The organism is Polaribacter sp. MED152 (assembly GCF_000152945.2).
Lineage (GTDB): Bacteria > Bacteroidota > Bacteroidia > Flavobacteriales > Flavobacteriaceae > Polaribacter.
Genome location: NC_020830.1, coordinates 665182 through 679452, shown reverse-complemented (window position 1 = coordinate 679452; position 14271 = coordinate 665182). Strand labels below are relative to the sequence as shown.

Genomic DNA, 14271 nt, shown 5'->3' with positions numbered 1-14271 from the left:
ATTGTATTGATTGGTTGCCTAACAAATATATTTAAAACCTGACAAATATCATATTTTAAACTTAATAGAAATTCGAAATTTGCAGTAGGCAAATAGAGTAAATATGAATACTACACTATGTTATCATTGTGGAGATTCTTGTGAGAATACAACAATTACGCTTAACGAAAAGCGTTTTTGCTGTAATGGTTGTAAAACCGTTTATGAGATTTTTTCAGAAAACGATTTAACTTGTTATTACGATCTTCAAGAAAATCCAGGTGCAATTCCATCAGAAATTGAGGGGAAGTATGATTTCTTAGAGAACAAAGAAATTATAGAGAAACTCTTAGAATTTAATGACGAACACACACAAATTGTAACGCTTTATATTCCTCATATTCATTGCAGCTCTTGTATTTGGGTCCTAGAGAATTTGCATAAATTAAATGATAAAATAAACTCATCTCAAGTAGATTTCCCTAAGAAAACAGTTCGAGTATCTTATGATGCAACCCTAACATCACTAAAAGAAATAGTACTTTTATTAAGTACAATTGGTTACGAACCTTATATAAGTTTAGAAGATTATGAAACTGGTAAGAAAAAAGTAAACCGAAGTTTAATTTATAAATTAGGAATTGCAGGTTTTGCTTTTGGTAATGTGATGTTTTTATCGTTTCCAGAATATTTTGAGGTTGATGGCTTTTGGCTAAATCAATACAAAAACATTTTTCGTTGGTTAATGTTTGTCTTTTCTTTGCCTGTAGTTTTTTATGCGGCCAATGATTATTTTGTTTCAGCATATAAAGGCCTAAGATCTAAAATACTAAATATAGATGTGCCTATTGCTTTAGGTGTTTCTGTTTTATTTATAAGAAGTACTATCGAGATTATTTTTGATTTAGGTACTGGCTTTTTCGATAGTTTAACTGGTTTAGTTTTCTTCTTGCTTTTAGGTAAGTTCTTTCAGCAAAAAACGTATAATTTTTTGTCTTTTGAACGCGATTACAAATCGTACTTTCCAATTGCGGTTACTCGAATTTTATCAGATAAAACAGAAGAAAATGTTCAAATTTACGATGTTAAAAAAGGTGATAGATTATTAATTAGACACCAAGAACTAATACCTGTAGATGGCATTTTAATTAATGGAGATGCACAAATAGATTATAGCTTTGTTACTGGTGAAGCAGAACCTGTAACTAAAAAGTCTGGAGACAAGTTATTTGCTGGTGGTAAACAATTAACAGGCGTTTTAGAAATGCAAGTCTTAGCTTCAGTATCTCAAAGTTACTTAACACAGTTGTGGAGTAACGATGTGTTTAAGAATGATAAAAGTTCGTCATTTAAAACACTAACAGATAAAATCAGTAAAAATTTTACAATTATAGTGTTAACCATTGCTATTTTGTCTACTACTTTTTGGTTATTTTTTGATGATAGCAAGGCTTTAAATGTATTTACAGCAGTGCTTATTATTGCTTGTCCATGTGCAATAGCTCTGGCTGCACCTTTTACTCTAGGTAATTTATTGCGCATTTTTGGAAAGCAAAAATTCTATTTGAAAAATGCAACAGTAATAGAACAATTAGCGGGTGTAGATACTGTGATATTTGACAAAACAGGAACCTTAACTACTAATAAAGAAAGTACAATTACCTATGAAGGTTCACCTTTAATAATGGAAGAAAAAATAGCTTTAAAGAGTAGTTTAAGAGCATCAAATCATCCTTTAAGTAGAATATTGTATAACTCATTAAATAATGTGAATACTGAGGTTTTAGAGGGATATAATGAGTATTTAGGTAAAGGAATAGAAACTAAGCTTAAGAACAATAGTCTTAAAATAGGTGCTGCATCCTTTGTAAAAAATGGCAAAGAAGAATCATCATTTGATACTTCAGTACATGTAAGTGTTAATGAGAATTACAAAGGTAAATTCCGTTTTAAAAACGCTTACAGAAAAGGAGTAAAGTCTATTTTTAATACATTAAAAAGATCGTATTTTTTGGCTGTAATTTCAGGAGATAATGAGGGTGAAAAAGTGTATTTGAAAGAATTTTTACCCAAGGAAACTACATTTCTATTTAATCAAAAACCAGATGATAAATTACAATTTGCTGAAAGTCAACAAAATTTAGGCAGAAATGTGGCTATGATTGGTGATGGTTTGAATGATGCAGGAGCCCTTGCTCAGAGTAATGTTGGTATTGCACTTTCAGAAAATATTAATGTTTTTTCTCCTGCTTGCGATGCTATTTTAGACGCTTCTCAATTTGATAAAATATCTGCTTTTTTCAAAGCTTCAAAAAAGGCGATTACAATCATAAAATACTGCTTTGCATTATCACTACTTTATAATGTTGTTGGGTTATATTTTGCAGTAACAGGCCAATTAATGCCAGTAATTGCAGCTATTTTAATGCCCTTAAGTTCTATAAGCATAGTTGTTTTCACAACTATTTCAACCAATATAATTGGTAAAAAATTACGTAAACTATGAAAAATTTAATTCAAAAATATAATGTTCCAGGGCCTAGATATACAAGTTATCCTACAGTACCATATTGGAATAATGAAACCTTTTCTAAACAAAAATGGATCAAGTCCTTTCAACAATCTTTTATAGAAAGTAATCAGAAAGAAGGTATTAGCTTATATATTCATTTGCCTTTTTGTGAGAGTTTATGCACGTTTTGCGCTTGTCATAAACATATTACAAAAAGACATGAAGTAGAAGAGGAGTACATAAAAACAGTAATTAACGAATGGCAATTGTATGTTAATTTAACTGATGAAACTCCTATTATAAAGGAGTTACATTTAGGTGGAGGTACACCCACATTTTTCTCTAAAGAAAATTTAGAGTACTTGATACAAGGTATTTTTAAAAATGCTAAAAAGCACAACAATGCTGAGTTTAGTTTTGAAGGTCATCCTAGTAATACAACCAAAGAACAATTACAAACGTTGTTTAACTGCGGATTTACCAGAGTTAGCTTTGGAGTTCAAGATTATAACCAAAATGTTCAAAAGGCAATTAATAGAATTCAAACTTTTAAAGAAGTGCAACAAGTTACAGATTGGGCTAGAGAAATTGGTTACACCTCTATAAGTCATGATTTAATTTTCGGTTTACCACATCAAACAAAAGAAAACGTAATCTATACCATTAATAAAACCAAAGAGCTAAAACCTGATCGAATTTCATTCTATAGTTATGCCCATGTGCCTTGGGTAAAAGGAGTAGGGCAGAGAGGTTTTAATGAAAATGATTTACCAAAAGACGAAGAAAAAAGAGAACTGTATGAAATAGGAAAAAAACTATTTGCAGATTTAGGATATGAAGAAATAGGTATGGATCATTTTGCATTAAAAAGCGATTCTCTCTATAAAGCTACTTTAGAAAATACGTTACATAGAAACTTTATGGGATATACCTCGAATAAAACCCAGTTAATGATTGGTTTGGGAATGTCTGCCATTTCTGACTCTTGGTATGGTTTTTCTCAAAATGTAAAAACAGTAAAAGAATATCAAAAAATAGTGAACTTAGGAGAAATTCCTGTTTTTAGAGGTCATATTTTAACTAAAGAAGATCAAATCATAAGAAAACACATTTTAAATTTGATGTGCAACTTTAGTACTTCTTGGGATTTAGACCAAATGAAGATTTCAAACGTTGATAATCATTTGCATGAACTTGAAGAGTTAATAAAAGATGATTTAGTTCAGTTAAAAGGCAATACTATCTATATTCCAGAAAAGGCAAGACCATTTGTTAGAAACGTATGTATGGCTTTCGACAAGAAATTACTAAAAGTAAAATCTGACCAAAAAACCTTCTCGCTAACCATTTAAGACAAAAGTTGTGTAAGGTGTTTCTTTGCAGTATATTTAGGTATTATTAATTAAATTATCCCCTAAAAATGAAAAATACAGAATCTTCTGCGTCTAATCTTATGTCTAAAGTTATTAGTTTAAGCGATGCGACCGTAAAATTATTTATTTTATCGTTAAGCGCTATCTTTTTATTTGAAAGCTTGTTTTAGAATTAAGAAATACGTGTAAATAATTGATATTAAGTTAATTAGATATTTAACTAGTATTAATATTAAAGTAAGAAACTTACTCTAAATAGTAAATCGAAATCCTTTTCGATAAAAAAACCGTGAATTTTTTTTAAATTTAATTTGGTAGTGTAATTAATTTTACTAACTTTATTACATATTATTAACTTAAATAGTCCCCCACACTATGAAAACTCGTAAATTTTCAGATTTAAGAAGTACTTCAGAAACTCTTAGACTAGGAGACGCAAGTCTAAAATTATTAATTTTAACGGTAAGTATTATCTTTATGGTTGAGAGCTTAATCAACTTTTAAAATCGAACCTGTAAGCTAAAATTCATATTTTCGAAATTTTTTATATATTTTCGAAAATATGTCTTGTTATGTCTTTCCATTTTAATAAACACAATTAGTTGCCAAACATCAAAGTTTTGTGAACTATATTTTTGTGCTTAATTTTTAAAACTTTTAGTGAACTGTATTAGGGCTGTTTCTCATACGTTAAAGAACTTTATAATTTGATTTCTAGAGAACTAAAAGTACTTTGTAATAAAAATCTAAAACCTTTTCGGAAATTTTTTTACACTTTTTTTCTCAAATATTTTTTCAAATTTAGCTTAATTAATATAATAGCCAGATAAAAAAATAGTCCCCCACTACTCAAAATCGATAGCTAAAGGATTTTTTTGTTTTACTACCTAAGAAGATTTTTAGAGTATATGCTCTAAATATTTATTTTAGTAGGTTTCGTATTATTTTTTAATAAATGAAAATTAAAACAAAAGATCCTTATCGATTTTCAAAGCGTACTCAGATATTTATATTTTGAGTACGCTTTTCCTTTAATTTTTTCCTTTAATTTTTGAAACCTGATAAATATCATGTTTTAAAATAACTACGCTAAGTATTTTTGATGTATCAAATTATCAGGCAAGATATGAGCGTAATATATTTACTACTTACCCTAAGTATTTTAGTGGCAATTGTATTCTTTATTGCATTTATTTATTCAGTAAAGAAAGGACAGTATGATGATTCTTACACACCTTCCGTACGAATTTTGTTTGATGATGAATTGGTAAAAGAAACTAAAAAAATCAACTAAAATTAAATTCAATTATGAAGACGCAACAGTTTTATTACGATAATAAAATCGTTAAAAAATTCATCTACGCTACACTTTTCTGGGGTATTATTGGCTTTTCAGTAGGGTTACTATTAGCCTTTATGTTTTTGTTTCCTAATGTAACAGATGGAATTTCTTGGTTAAGTTTTGGTCGTTTAAGACCATTGCACACAAATGCTGTAATTTTTGCATTTGTGGGTAATGCTATTTATGCAGGTGTCTATTATTCTTTACAACGTTTGTTAAAAGCTAGAATGGCTAGTAACTTTCTAAGTAATTTTAATTTTTGGGGCTGGCAATTAATTATAGTTGCAGCAGCAATAACCTTACCATTAGGTTATACAAGTTCTAAAGAATATGCTGAGTTAGAATGGCCTATAGATATTATGATTGCATTGGTTTGGGTTGCATTTGGTGTAAACATGATTTGGACAATTCTTAAAAGAAGACAACGTCACTTATACGTGGCCATTTGGTTTTATTTAGGAACTTTTGTAACAGTTGCTGTATTACATATTTTTAACAGTTTAGCTTTACCAGTAGGTTTTTTAAAGAGTTATTCAGTTTATGCAGGAGTTCAAGATGCGCTGGTTCAATGGTGGTATGGTCATAATGCTGTGGCATTTTTCTTAACGACACCTTTCTTAGGTTTAATGTATTATTTTGTGCCTAAAGCTGCAAACAGACCTGTCTATTCTTATCGATTATCTATAGTACATTTCTGGTCTTTGATTTTTATCTATATCTGGGCTGGTCCTCACCATTTATTATATACTTCATTACCAAATTGGGCACAAAATTTAGGTGTTGCATTTTCGGTAATGTTAATTGCTCCTTCTTGGGGAGGAATGATTAATGGTTTACTAACCTTAAGAGGTGCTTGGGATAAGGTAAGAACAGATCCTGTTTTAAAATTTATGGTGGTTGCAATCACAGGTTATGGTATGGCTACTTTTGAAGGTCCTATGTTATCACTTAAAAACGTAAACGCAATAGCACACTTTTCTGATTGGATTATTGCTCACGTGCATGTTGGAGCCTTAGCTTGGAACGGGTTTTTCACCTTTGGTATGTTGTATTGGATGATTCCAAGAATTTTTAAAACTACTTTATACTCAAAAGCGTTAGCTAATTTTCATTTCTGGATTGGAACATTAGGTATTATTTTATACGCACTGCCTATGTATGTAGCAGGTTTTGTACAAGCTTCTATGTGGAAACAATTTAATCCTGATGGATCTCTAACCTATGGAAACTTTCTAGAAACCTTGAATGAGATTATTCCTATGTACTGGATGCGTGCCATTGGTGGATCTATGTATATTCTAGGAGCTATTGTAATGCTTTATAATGTAGTAAAAACGGTTAGAGCTGGTAGTACTGTACAAGATGAATTAGCAGAGGCTGCACCTTTAACCAAGGTTTCAAAATATAGAACTAAAGGTGAAGGATATCACACGTGGTTAGAAAGAAAACCAATCAAATTAACTATTTACGCTACAATTGCTATTCTTATTGGAGGAGTTGTACAAATTATTCCAACCTTATTGGTAAAATCTAATATACCAACCATTAGCAGTATAAAACCTTACACTCCTTTAGAGCTCGAAGGTAGAGATATTTACATTAGAGAAGGTTGTGTTGGTTGCCATTCACAAATGATTAGGCCTTTTAGAAGTGAGGTAGAGAGGTATGGAGACTATTCAAAAGCAGGTGAATTTGTGTACGATCATCCATTTTTATGGGGAAGTAAAAGAACAGGTCCAGATTTGCACAGAATTGGAGCAAAATATTCTGATAGCTGGCATTTAAATCACTTTTATGATCCTCAAAGTACATCTCCAGGTTCTATTATGCCTTCTTATAAATGGTTGATTAAAAATGAGTTGGATAAATCTAACACAGAAGATAAAATGAGAGCTATGGTTAGTTTAGGAGTACCATATTCAGAAGAAGAAATTACAAACGCTCAACAATTAATGGATGAACAAGGAAAACAGATAGAAGAAAACCTATATCAAGATCCTGATTTTGCTAAAAGTTATTTAGAAGATAAAAAATATGCAAAAGAGAATAATGAGCCATTTGTAGAGATGAAAGACAGAGAATTGGTGGCAATTATTGCTTACATCCAAAGACTGGGAACAGATATTAAGGTAAAAGAAGAACAAAAAATCATCAAAAATTAAGATTATGCTAAAATTTGTAAAAAACCATATGGAAAGTATTACTGGCATAGAAATCTATCCATTAATATCATTAGTAATATTCTTTACATTCTTTGTAGCGCTTTTTTGGTGGGTAATTACAGCTAAGAAAGAATACATTCAAAGAGTAAGCAACATTCCTTTAGATTAATTATAAAAATGTAAACGATGAAAAAAAAGATTCAATCAATAATTTATATACTTTTTGTTTTAACTACATTTTTTGCATTAGTTAAGGCATTTATAGCCTATGAAAATCCGTTAAATTTTTTCGAAAACCCATTGGTATGGCTTGCTTTAATAGGTTTTGTATTAGTGATTTCATTAAAGGAATTAGTAAATTATTTAGCCACTAAAAAAGCAACAGAATTAATTAACGAGAAAGAAGGCATAATTCCAGAAGACCCTAATCTTTGGATTAAGAAGTTGATGGTAAAATGGACAAGAGCCAAATCTGTTGAAGAAGAAGAAAGCATAGTTCTAGATCATAATTACGATGGTATTCAGGAGTTAGACAATTCACTTCCTCCATGGTGGGTATACATGTTTTATGCTACCATTTTATTTGCTGTTGTGTATCTAGTACGATTTGAAATTATGGGTGGTGCCACTCCAGAAATGGAATATCAAGCAGCTGTAGCTAAAGCTCAAATGGAAGTAAATAAGTTTAAAAAATCTGCTCCAGATTTAATCACGGCTGAAACTGTAGAGCTTTTAACAGATGCAAGCTCTTTAAAAAGAGGTAAAGCAGTCTTTAATTTAAATTGTGCTTCTTGTCATTTAGCTGATGGTGGTGGAGCTATTGGGCCTAATTTAACTGATGAATACTGGATATTAGGAGGTGGAGTTAAAAACGTTTTTACAACGTTATTAAATGGTGGTAGAGATGGTAAAGGTATGATTTCATGGAAAAATACATTAAAGCCATCAGATATGGAGAAAGTTGCTAGTTATGTTATTTCACTGCAAGGAACAACACCAGAAAAGGCAAAAGCGCCTCAAGGAGAAATTTGGAAAGAAGAATAGTTAGATAATGTTAGTTTTTTAGTTAGTATGGAAACACCTGAGAACGAAAAATTTAGAGATAGTATTGGAACCGTCAATAAAGAAGGAAAGCGTTCTTGGGTATTTCCTAAAAAACCAAGTGGAAAATATTATAAGTATAGAAGTTATGTAAGTTACTTTCTATTAGCTTTTCTACTTTCTGCACCATTTATAAAAATTAACGGAAATCAGTTTCTGCTGTTTAATGTATTAGAAAGAAGGTTTAATATATTTAGCTTTCCATTTTGGCCACAAGATTTTCATCTCTTGGTAATTTCTATGATTACAGGTGTTGTTTTTGTAATACTTTTTACAGTGGTTTTTGGACGATTATTTTGTGGTTGGATTTGCCCACAGACCATTTTTTTAGAAATGGTTTTTCGCAAAATTGAATATTGGATTGATGGTGATAGAGGAAAACAAATACGACTAGATAAACAACCTTGGAATGCAGAAAAAATAAGGAAAAGACTTTTAAAATGGTTTGTGTTCTTTGTGATTTCGTTTATCATAGCAAATGTTTTTTTAGCGTATTTAATTGGTGGAGATACTGTTATTAATTACATCACTGGTAATCCTTTAGATAATATTAATACACTTATTTCTTTAATAATTTTTACCTGTGTTTTTTACTTTGTATTTGCATGGTTTAGAGAGCAAGTGTGCATTATAGCTTGTCCTTATGGAAGGTTACAAGGTGTACTCTTAGACAATAAAACCATTAATGTTGCCTACGATTATAAAAGAGGAGAAAGAGAACAAGGGCGTTCTAAATTTAAAAAGAATGAAGATAGAGAAGCTCTAGGTAAAGGTGATTGTATTGATTGTAAACAATGTGTAGTTGTTTGTCCTACAGGTATAGATATTAGAAATGGAACTCAATTAGAGTGCGTAAACTGCACAGCTTGTATAGATGAATGCGATCATATTATGGAAAGTATCAACTTACCAAAAGGTTTAATTCGATATGCGAGTGAAGAGAATATCACTAAGAAAAAACCTTTTGAATTTACAGCAAGAATGAAAGGCTATTCTGCTGTTTTACTGATTCTGACAGGAATTTTAGTAGGAATGCTTTTTTTACGAAATGATGTAGAAGCAAGAATTTTAAGATTACCAGGTCAATTATATCAGCAAAAGGAAAATAATATAATCAGTAATGTTTATACGTTTAAAGTGATTAACAAAACAACCAAAGACATTGAAAATGTGAGTTATAAATTGCTGTCTCATAAGGGTAAAATTCAGTTGGTTTCTAATCAAAACTTTATAATTCCGAAACAAGGCTTGGCAGAAGGTACTTTATTTATCGAGATTAATAAGTCTGTTTTAAAAGATGATAATGTAGATATTGAAATTGGTGTTTTTAGTAATGATGAATTATTAGAAACCACGAAAACCAATTTTTTAGGACCAAGAACATATAAATAAAAGAATCATGAAAATAAATTGGGGTACAGGTATTGTAATTACGATAGTAGCATTTATTGCATTCATTATGTATTTTGTAGTAACCATGAGTACAGATCATACCTATAGTCATGATTTGGTTACAGAAAAATATTATCAAAAAGAATTGCAATTTCAAGATGAAATTGATGCCATAAAAAATTTGAATGAACTAAAATCCAAAGTTACAGTTCAAAGATCAGAAACAGGTTTAAAAATTCAACTTCCAGAAGATTTTAAAAATAAAAATATAGAAGGTAATGTGTTCCTATATAGACCATCTAATAAACAATTAGATTTTGATATTCCTATTTCAACTTCTAATACATATTTGCTCGTGCCTGAACAACGTTTAGTAGATGGTCGCTGGAACATTATAGTATTTTGGACATTTGAAAATAAACCATATTTATTTAAAAAAGAAATTGTTTACTAATGTTACTTTCAGCACTCATATTTGGTTTATTGGGCAGTTTTCATTGCATAGGCATGTGTGGTCCAATAGCTTTTATGTTGCCTGTTGATAGAAGCAATCGAACCAAAGCGTTCTTTCAGATATTAAGTTATCATTTTGGTAGAATTTTTACTTATGCTCTCATAGGTTTGTTATTTGGCTTATTAGGTAAAGGATTTTACCTGTTTGGTTTTCAGCAACAAATTTCAATTATTGTTGGTGTTTTTATGATCGTTTTAATTCTATTTCCAAAGCTGTCTAATAAAATCCCAATATCTAAAAAGATTAGTCATATCATTTTAAAAGTAAAAAGTTCTTTAGGGAAAGAATTAAAAAAGAAAGGCAATGATACTTTTTTTACCCTTGGTTTTTTAAACGGATTTTTACCTTGTGGCTTAGTTTATATGGCTTTATTTGGGGCCATAACAACTTCTTCATCACTTTATGGAAGCATTTATATGATGCTATTTGGTTTAGGCACAATACCTTTAATGACAATTTTTGTATATTTAGGAAACTTTACAAAGAATGGTTTTCGAAAAAAAATACAGAAAGTGATTCCAATTATGGTGGTTTTTATAGGTGTTTTATTTATAGTTAGAGGTTTAGGGCTTGGTATACCATACATATCTCCAGAACCTGTTTTGCAAAATGCATTAACTACAGTTTCAGGCTGTCATTAAATAAAATCTATTCATCTACACTTATTGGTATTTCATCTATATTAATTTTTAATTAATCTACAGTAAAGTTCGGGCTATAAACTTTAAGGTATTTTTGATAAATTAAACAAAAGTCAAATGCGAACAGATAAGTTAAAAATACTTCTAGTAGAAGATGATAGAATAGAAGTTTTAAAGTTAAAAAGATCTATTGCTAAAGATTTAGATAATTACGAATTAGCTTTTGCAAGTAATGGTAAAGAGGCTTTTGAAAGGATTGAAGAAGACATGCCAAATTTAATTTTGTTAGATTTAAATATGCCAGATACAAATGGTATAGAATTTATGCAAATTATGAAGGGTAGAGATGATCTTTTGCATATTCCTGTAATTATTTTAACCACTTCAAATAATGAGAGAGATATACACGAGTGCTATAAACTTGGTATAGCTGGTTATGTGCTTAAACCATTAAAATACGAAGAATACGAAGCTAAAATTAAGGCTATTTTTAGGTACTGGAGCCTAAATGAATTTTTAAAATACTAACTATGAAAGGAATTGTTTTTACCGAATTTTTAGAACTTGTAGAAGAAAAATTTGGAATGGAAATGGTGGACTCTATTATTGAGGCATCAGAATTAGAATCAGAAGGGGTTTATACTGCTATAGGTACCTATAATTTTTCGGAAATGCTTTCCTTATTAACTAACTTAAGCGAACGAACAAATATTAGTATAGATGACTTGCTTTTGGTGTATGGAGAACACTTTTTTGGCGTTATCGAAAGAAGTTATATGGGGCTTGTAGATACCTATAAAGATCCTATAGATATGTTATCATCTATAGAGAACCATATTCACGTAGAAGTTCGTAAAATATATCCTGAAGCAGAATTACCAACATTTGTTGTAGAAGAAAAATCAGAAGATTTATTAATCATGGTGTACAAATCAAGTAGAGCTATGTACTATTTTGGTTTAGGATTAATGAACAGAACATTTAAACACTTCAAAACAACTGCAGAAATAACTTTAGAAAAACTAGCAGAAGATGGTACTGAAGTAAGATTCATAATTCGAAAAAATTAGTGAGTTCAGAAAAAGAAGAAATATTAAATAGAGCATTAAATAGACAAAAAAAAGCAAGACTTCAAGCAGAAAAAATTCTTGAAGATAAATCTCGCGAACTTTACAATACCTCATTAGAGTTAAAAAAAGTTAATGCACAATTAGAAAGCCTTTTAGGTGAGAAAAATTCTCAACTACAAGGGGTTTTTGAGAATATTAACGATGCCTATCTTGTTATGGATTTAGAAGGCAATGTTATTAAAATGAATGATGTTGCAGAAAAGTTCTTTGAATTTACACTAGAAGAAGAAGATGTAAATGTGGTAGATTTAATTTATTATGAGGACTATGAGTATGCCATGGCTTCTTTTACACAACTTACTGAAAAAGGGAGGTTTGCAGATTATAACGCTAGAATAATTACCAAAAACAAAAATGTAAAATGGGTAAATATTAATGCTAGTGTAATTTTTGATAAAGATAATAACCCTATTGCAGCACAAGGTATTATTAGAGATGTTACCTCACAAAGAGAAAAGCAGCTTGTTTTAGATTTAATAAACGATACAGCAAAATCTATTTTAGGTAAAGAAGATGTAAATGAAATTGCTTGGGAGATTACTAATAAAATTACAGGTTACCTAAATACGGATAATTGCGTTGTTTATTTAATAAACTCAGACACTAAATTTTTAGAGCCTATAGCTACTTACAATACAGATAAAATTAATGATAGACCAAAATTATCTGTTGGTGAAGGTATTTTAGGTTCTGTTGCAAAATCGGGCATATCAGAAATAATAAATGATACTAGCCTAGAAGATAGGTATATTTCTTTCGGTAAGGAAAAGTTATCAATAATTTCAGTACCAATTATAAATGATAAAGAAATCATTGGGGTTATAGACGCAAGGCATACACAAAAAGACTTCTTTAAGCCAGAGCAAATAAATACCCTAGAAAGTGTTGCAAATTTGGTAGCTATGCAACTTAAAAGTGCCTTAAACTTAATAGAGCGTAAAAAAGCAGAGAAAGACAATGCAGATCTTTTATCTAAATTGGCAAAGAGTAATGAAGAGCTTAAAGAGTATGCTCATATTGTGTCTCACGATTTAAAATCGCCATTAAGAAGTATTTCAGCCTTAACTTCTTGGATTAAAATGGACAATGCAGACGTTTTTGATAAAGATAGTTTACAGAATTTTAATGATATAGAAACTACCTTAGAAAAAATGGATGCTTTAATTACAGATGTTCTAAAATTTTCTAGTTTAGATGCAACTGTTAACGAAGAGGATGAAGTAGATTTAGATGTTATGGTAAAAGAGGTTATAAAAATGCTTTATGTGCCATTGAATATTACCATAAATATTCAAGACAAACTACCTGTTATTAAAGGCGATAAAACAAAATTTCAACAACTTTTTCAGAATTTAATTGGTAATGCCATTAAATTTAATGACAAGGAAAATGGTTTTATTAATATTAATGTTAAAGACCTCAAGTCGTTTTATAAATTTACGATTTCAGATAATGGTATTGGTATAGAACAACGAAATTTTGATAAGATTTTTAAAATATTTCAATCGTTAAAACAATCAGAAAATTCAAGTGGAATTGGCTTATCTATAGTTAAGAAAATTGTCGATATTTACAATGGTGAAATTTGGTTAGAATCTGAACTGAATAAAGGTACCACGTTTCATTTCACACTAAAAAAATAATATTGGAAACTCCGAATTTAAAAGTTATACAGCAGTATGCGCAAGGTGATGCAGAAACTGAAAAGATTTTGTTAGATATTGTTATTGAAGAATTTCCTGAAGAAAAAGAGAATTACTATCTCCATTTAGAGGCAAAAGATTCCAAGAAAACTCAAGAGGCAGTGCATAAAATAAAGCATAAAATAAGTATTTTGGGTCTTGAAAAAAGTTATGAAATAGCCAATACTTATGAGGCTAATTTACTTGAAAATAACTTTGATCTACAAAACGAATTTCATCAAATTTTAGAAAACATCACTTCATTTATAGCATCTTTATAGTACCATTCTCAAGTATTAAAGTTGTTGATTTTAAATAGGTTTAGGCCTAAATGTATCCAAAATAGTAGTCATATTTATTCAGTTAAAACATTTCGTTAAACGTTGCACAATTTCATTCGTCGACACTAATTTGTAATTTATCTACATAATAATTGTAGGAAA

13 protein-coding genes are annotated in these 14271 nt (G+C 29.9%); all 13 read left to right on the top strand.

Annotation, left to right across the window (positions count from 1 at the left end; genetic code table 11):
- Positions 1–103 precede the first annotated feature (103 nt).
- On the top strand, positions 104–2485 hold the full coding sequence (locus MED152_RS03185; protein WP_015480414.1) for a heavy metal translocating P-type ATPase metal-binding domain-containing protein: 2382 nt from the start codon (positions 104–106) through the stop codon (positions 2483–2485).
- Positions 2482–3843 carry an oxygen-independent coproporphyrinogen III oxidase gene (hemN, locus tag MED152_RS03180; protein ID WP_015480413.1) on the top strand — a complete coding sequence of 454 codons (1362 nt, stop codon included), beginning with the start codon at positions 2482–2484 and terminating at the stop codon, positions 3841–3843. Before MED152_RS03185 ends, hemN begins: the two co-directional genes overlap by 4 nt.
- A 1147-nt stretch (positions 3844–4990) precedes the next feature.
- Positions 4991–5158: a cbb3-type cytochrome oxidase assembly protein CcoS gene (gene ccoS / locus MED152_RS03175; protein WP_041383825.1), complete on the top strand. Its 168-nt coding sequence runs from the start codon at positions 4991–4993 to the stop codon at positions 5156–5158.
- Positions 5159–5172: 14 nt separating this feature from the next.
- Positions 5173–7368 carry a cytochrome-c oxidase, cbb3-type subunit I gene (gene ccoN, locus MED152_RS03170; protein WP_015480410.1) on the top strand — a complete coding sequence of 732 codons (2196 nt, stop codon included), beginning with the start codon at positions 5173–5175 and terminating at the stop codon, positions 7366–7368.
- A 4-nt stretch (positions 7369–7372) separates the two neighbouring features.
- The gene (locus MED152_RS03165; RefSeq protein ID WP_015480409.1) at positions 7373–7537 is read left to right on the top strand and encodes a hypothetical protein; all 165 of its coding nucleotides are present in this window, start codon (positions 7373–7375) and stop codon (positions 7535–7537) included.
- 17 nt (positions 7538–7554) lie between these two features.
- Positions 7555–8412 carry a cbb3-type cytochrome c oxidase N-terminal domain-containing protein gene (locus MED152_RS03160; RefSeq protein ID WP_015480408.1) on the top strand — a complete coding sequence of 286 codons (858 nt, stop codon included), beginning with the start codon at positions 7555–7557 and terminating at the stop codon, positions 8410–8412.
- A gap of 27 nt (positions 8413–8439) precedes the next feature.
- A complete protein-coding gene (gene ccoG, locus MED152_RS03155; protein WP_015480407.1) occupies positions 8440–9861 on the top strand; it encodes a cytochrome c oxidase accessory protein CcoG in 1422 nt (473 codons plus the stop codon).
- A gap of 7 nt (positions 9862–9868) precedes the next feature.
- Positions 9869–10315 carry a FixH family protein gene (locus MED152_RS03150; RefSeq protein WP_015480406.1) on the top strand — a complete coding sequence of 149 codons (447 nt, stop codon included), beginning with the start codon at positions 9869–9871 and terminating at the stop codon, positions 10313–10315.
- The gene (locus tag MED152_RS03145) at positions 10315–11016 is read left to right on the top strand and encodes a sulfite exporter TauE/SafE family protein (protein WP_015480405.1); all 702 of its coding nucleotides are present in this window, start codon (positions 10315–10317) and stop codon (positions 11014–11016) included. Before MED152_RS03150 ends, MED152_RS03145 begins: the two co-directional genes overlap by 1 nt.
- Before the next feature lie 117 nt (positions 11017–11133).
- Positions 11134–11544 carry a response regulator gene (locus MED152_RS03140; RefSeq protein ID WP_015480404.1) on the top strand — a complete coding sequence of 137 codons (411 nt, stop codon included), beginning with the start codon at positions 11134–11136 and terminating at the stop codon, positions 11542–11544.
- Positions 11545–11546: 2 nt separating this feature from the next.
- Positions 11547–12086 (top strand): heme NO-binding domain-containing protein, encoded by a 540-nt coding sequence (locus MED152_RS03135; RefSeq protein ID WP_015480403.1) that lies wholly within the window; start codon positions 11547–11549, stop codon positions 12084–12086.
- A complete protein-coding gene (locus MED152_RS03130; protein WP_015480402.1) occupies positions 12086–13789 on the top strand; it encodes an ATP-binding protein in 1704 nt (567 codons plus the stop codon). The genes MED152_RS03135 and MED152_RS03130 overlap by 1 nt, the downstream gene beginning before the upstream one ends.
- A 2-nt stretch (positions 13790–13791) precedes the next feature.
- Positions 13792–14109, top strand: a complete 318-nt coding sequence (locus tag MED152_RS03125) for an Hpt domain-containing protein (RefSeq protein WP_015480401.1) — start codon at positions 13792–13794, stop codon at positions 14107–14109.
- The last annotated feature ends 162 nt before the right edge of the window (positions 14110–14271 follow it).

Coding starts and splice junctions, on each gene's coding strand:
- hemN (WP_015480413.1), top strand. CDS start 2,482: ATGAAAAATTTAATTCAAAAATATAATGTTCCAGGGCCTAGATATACA.
- MED152_RS03145 (WP_015480405.1), top strand. CDS start 10,315: ATGTTACTTTCAGCACTCATATTTGGTTTATTGGGCAGTTTTCATTGC.
- MED152_RS03135 (WP_015480403.1), top strand. CDS start 11,547: ATGAAAGGAATTGTTTTTACCGAATTTTTAGAACTTGTAGAAGAAAAA.
- MED152_RS03150 (WP_015480406.1), top strand. CDS start 9,869: ATGAAAATAAATTGGGGTACAGGTATTGTAATTACGATAGTAGCATTT.
- MED152_RS03140 (WP_015480404.1), top strand. CDS start 11,134: ATGCGAACAGATAAGTTAAAAATACTTCTAGTAGAAGATGATAGAATA.
- MED152_RS03185 (WP_015480414.1), top strand. CDS start 104: ATGAATACTACACTATGTTATCATTGTGGAGATTCTTGTGAGAATACA.
- ccoN (WP_015480410.1), top strand. CDS start 5,173: ATGAAGACGCAACAGTTTTATTACGATAATAAAATCGTTAAAAAATTC.
- MED152_RS03160 (WP_015480408.1), top strand. CDS start 7,555: ATGAAAAAAAAGATTCAATCAATAATTTATATACTTTTTGTTTTAACT.
- ccoG (WP_015480407.1), top strand. CDS start 8,440: ATGGAAACACCTGAGAACGAAAAATTTAGAGATAGTATTGGAACCGTC.
- ccoS (WP_041383825.1), top strand. CDS start 4,991: ATGAGCGTAATATATTTACTACTTACCCTAAGTATTTTAGTGGCAATT.
- MED152_RS03165 (WP_015480409.1), top strand. CDS start 7,373: ATGCTAAAATTTGTAAAAAACCATATGGAAAGTATTACTGGCATAGAA.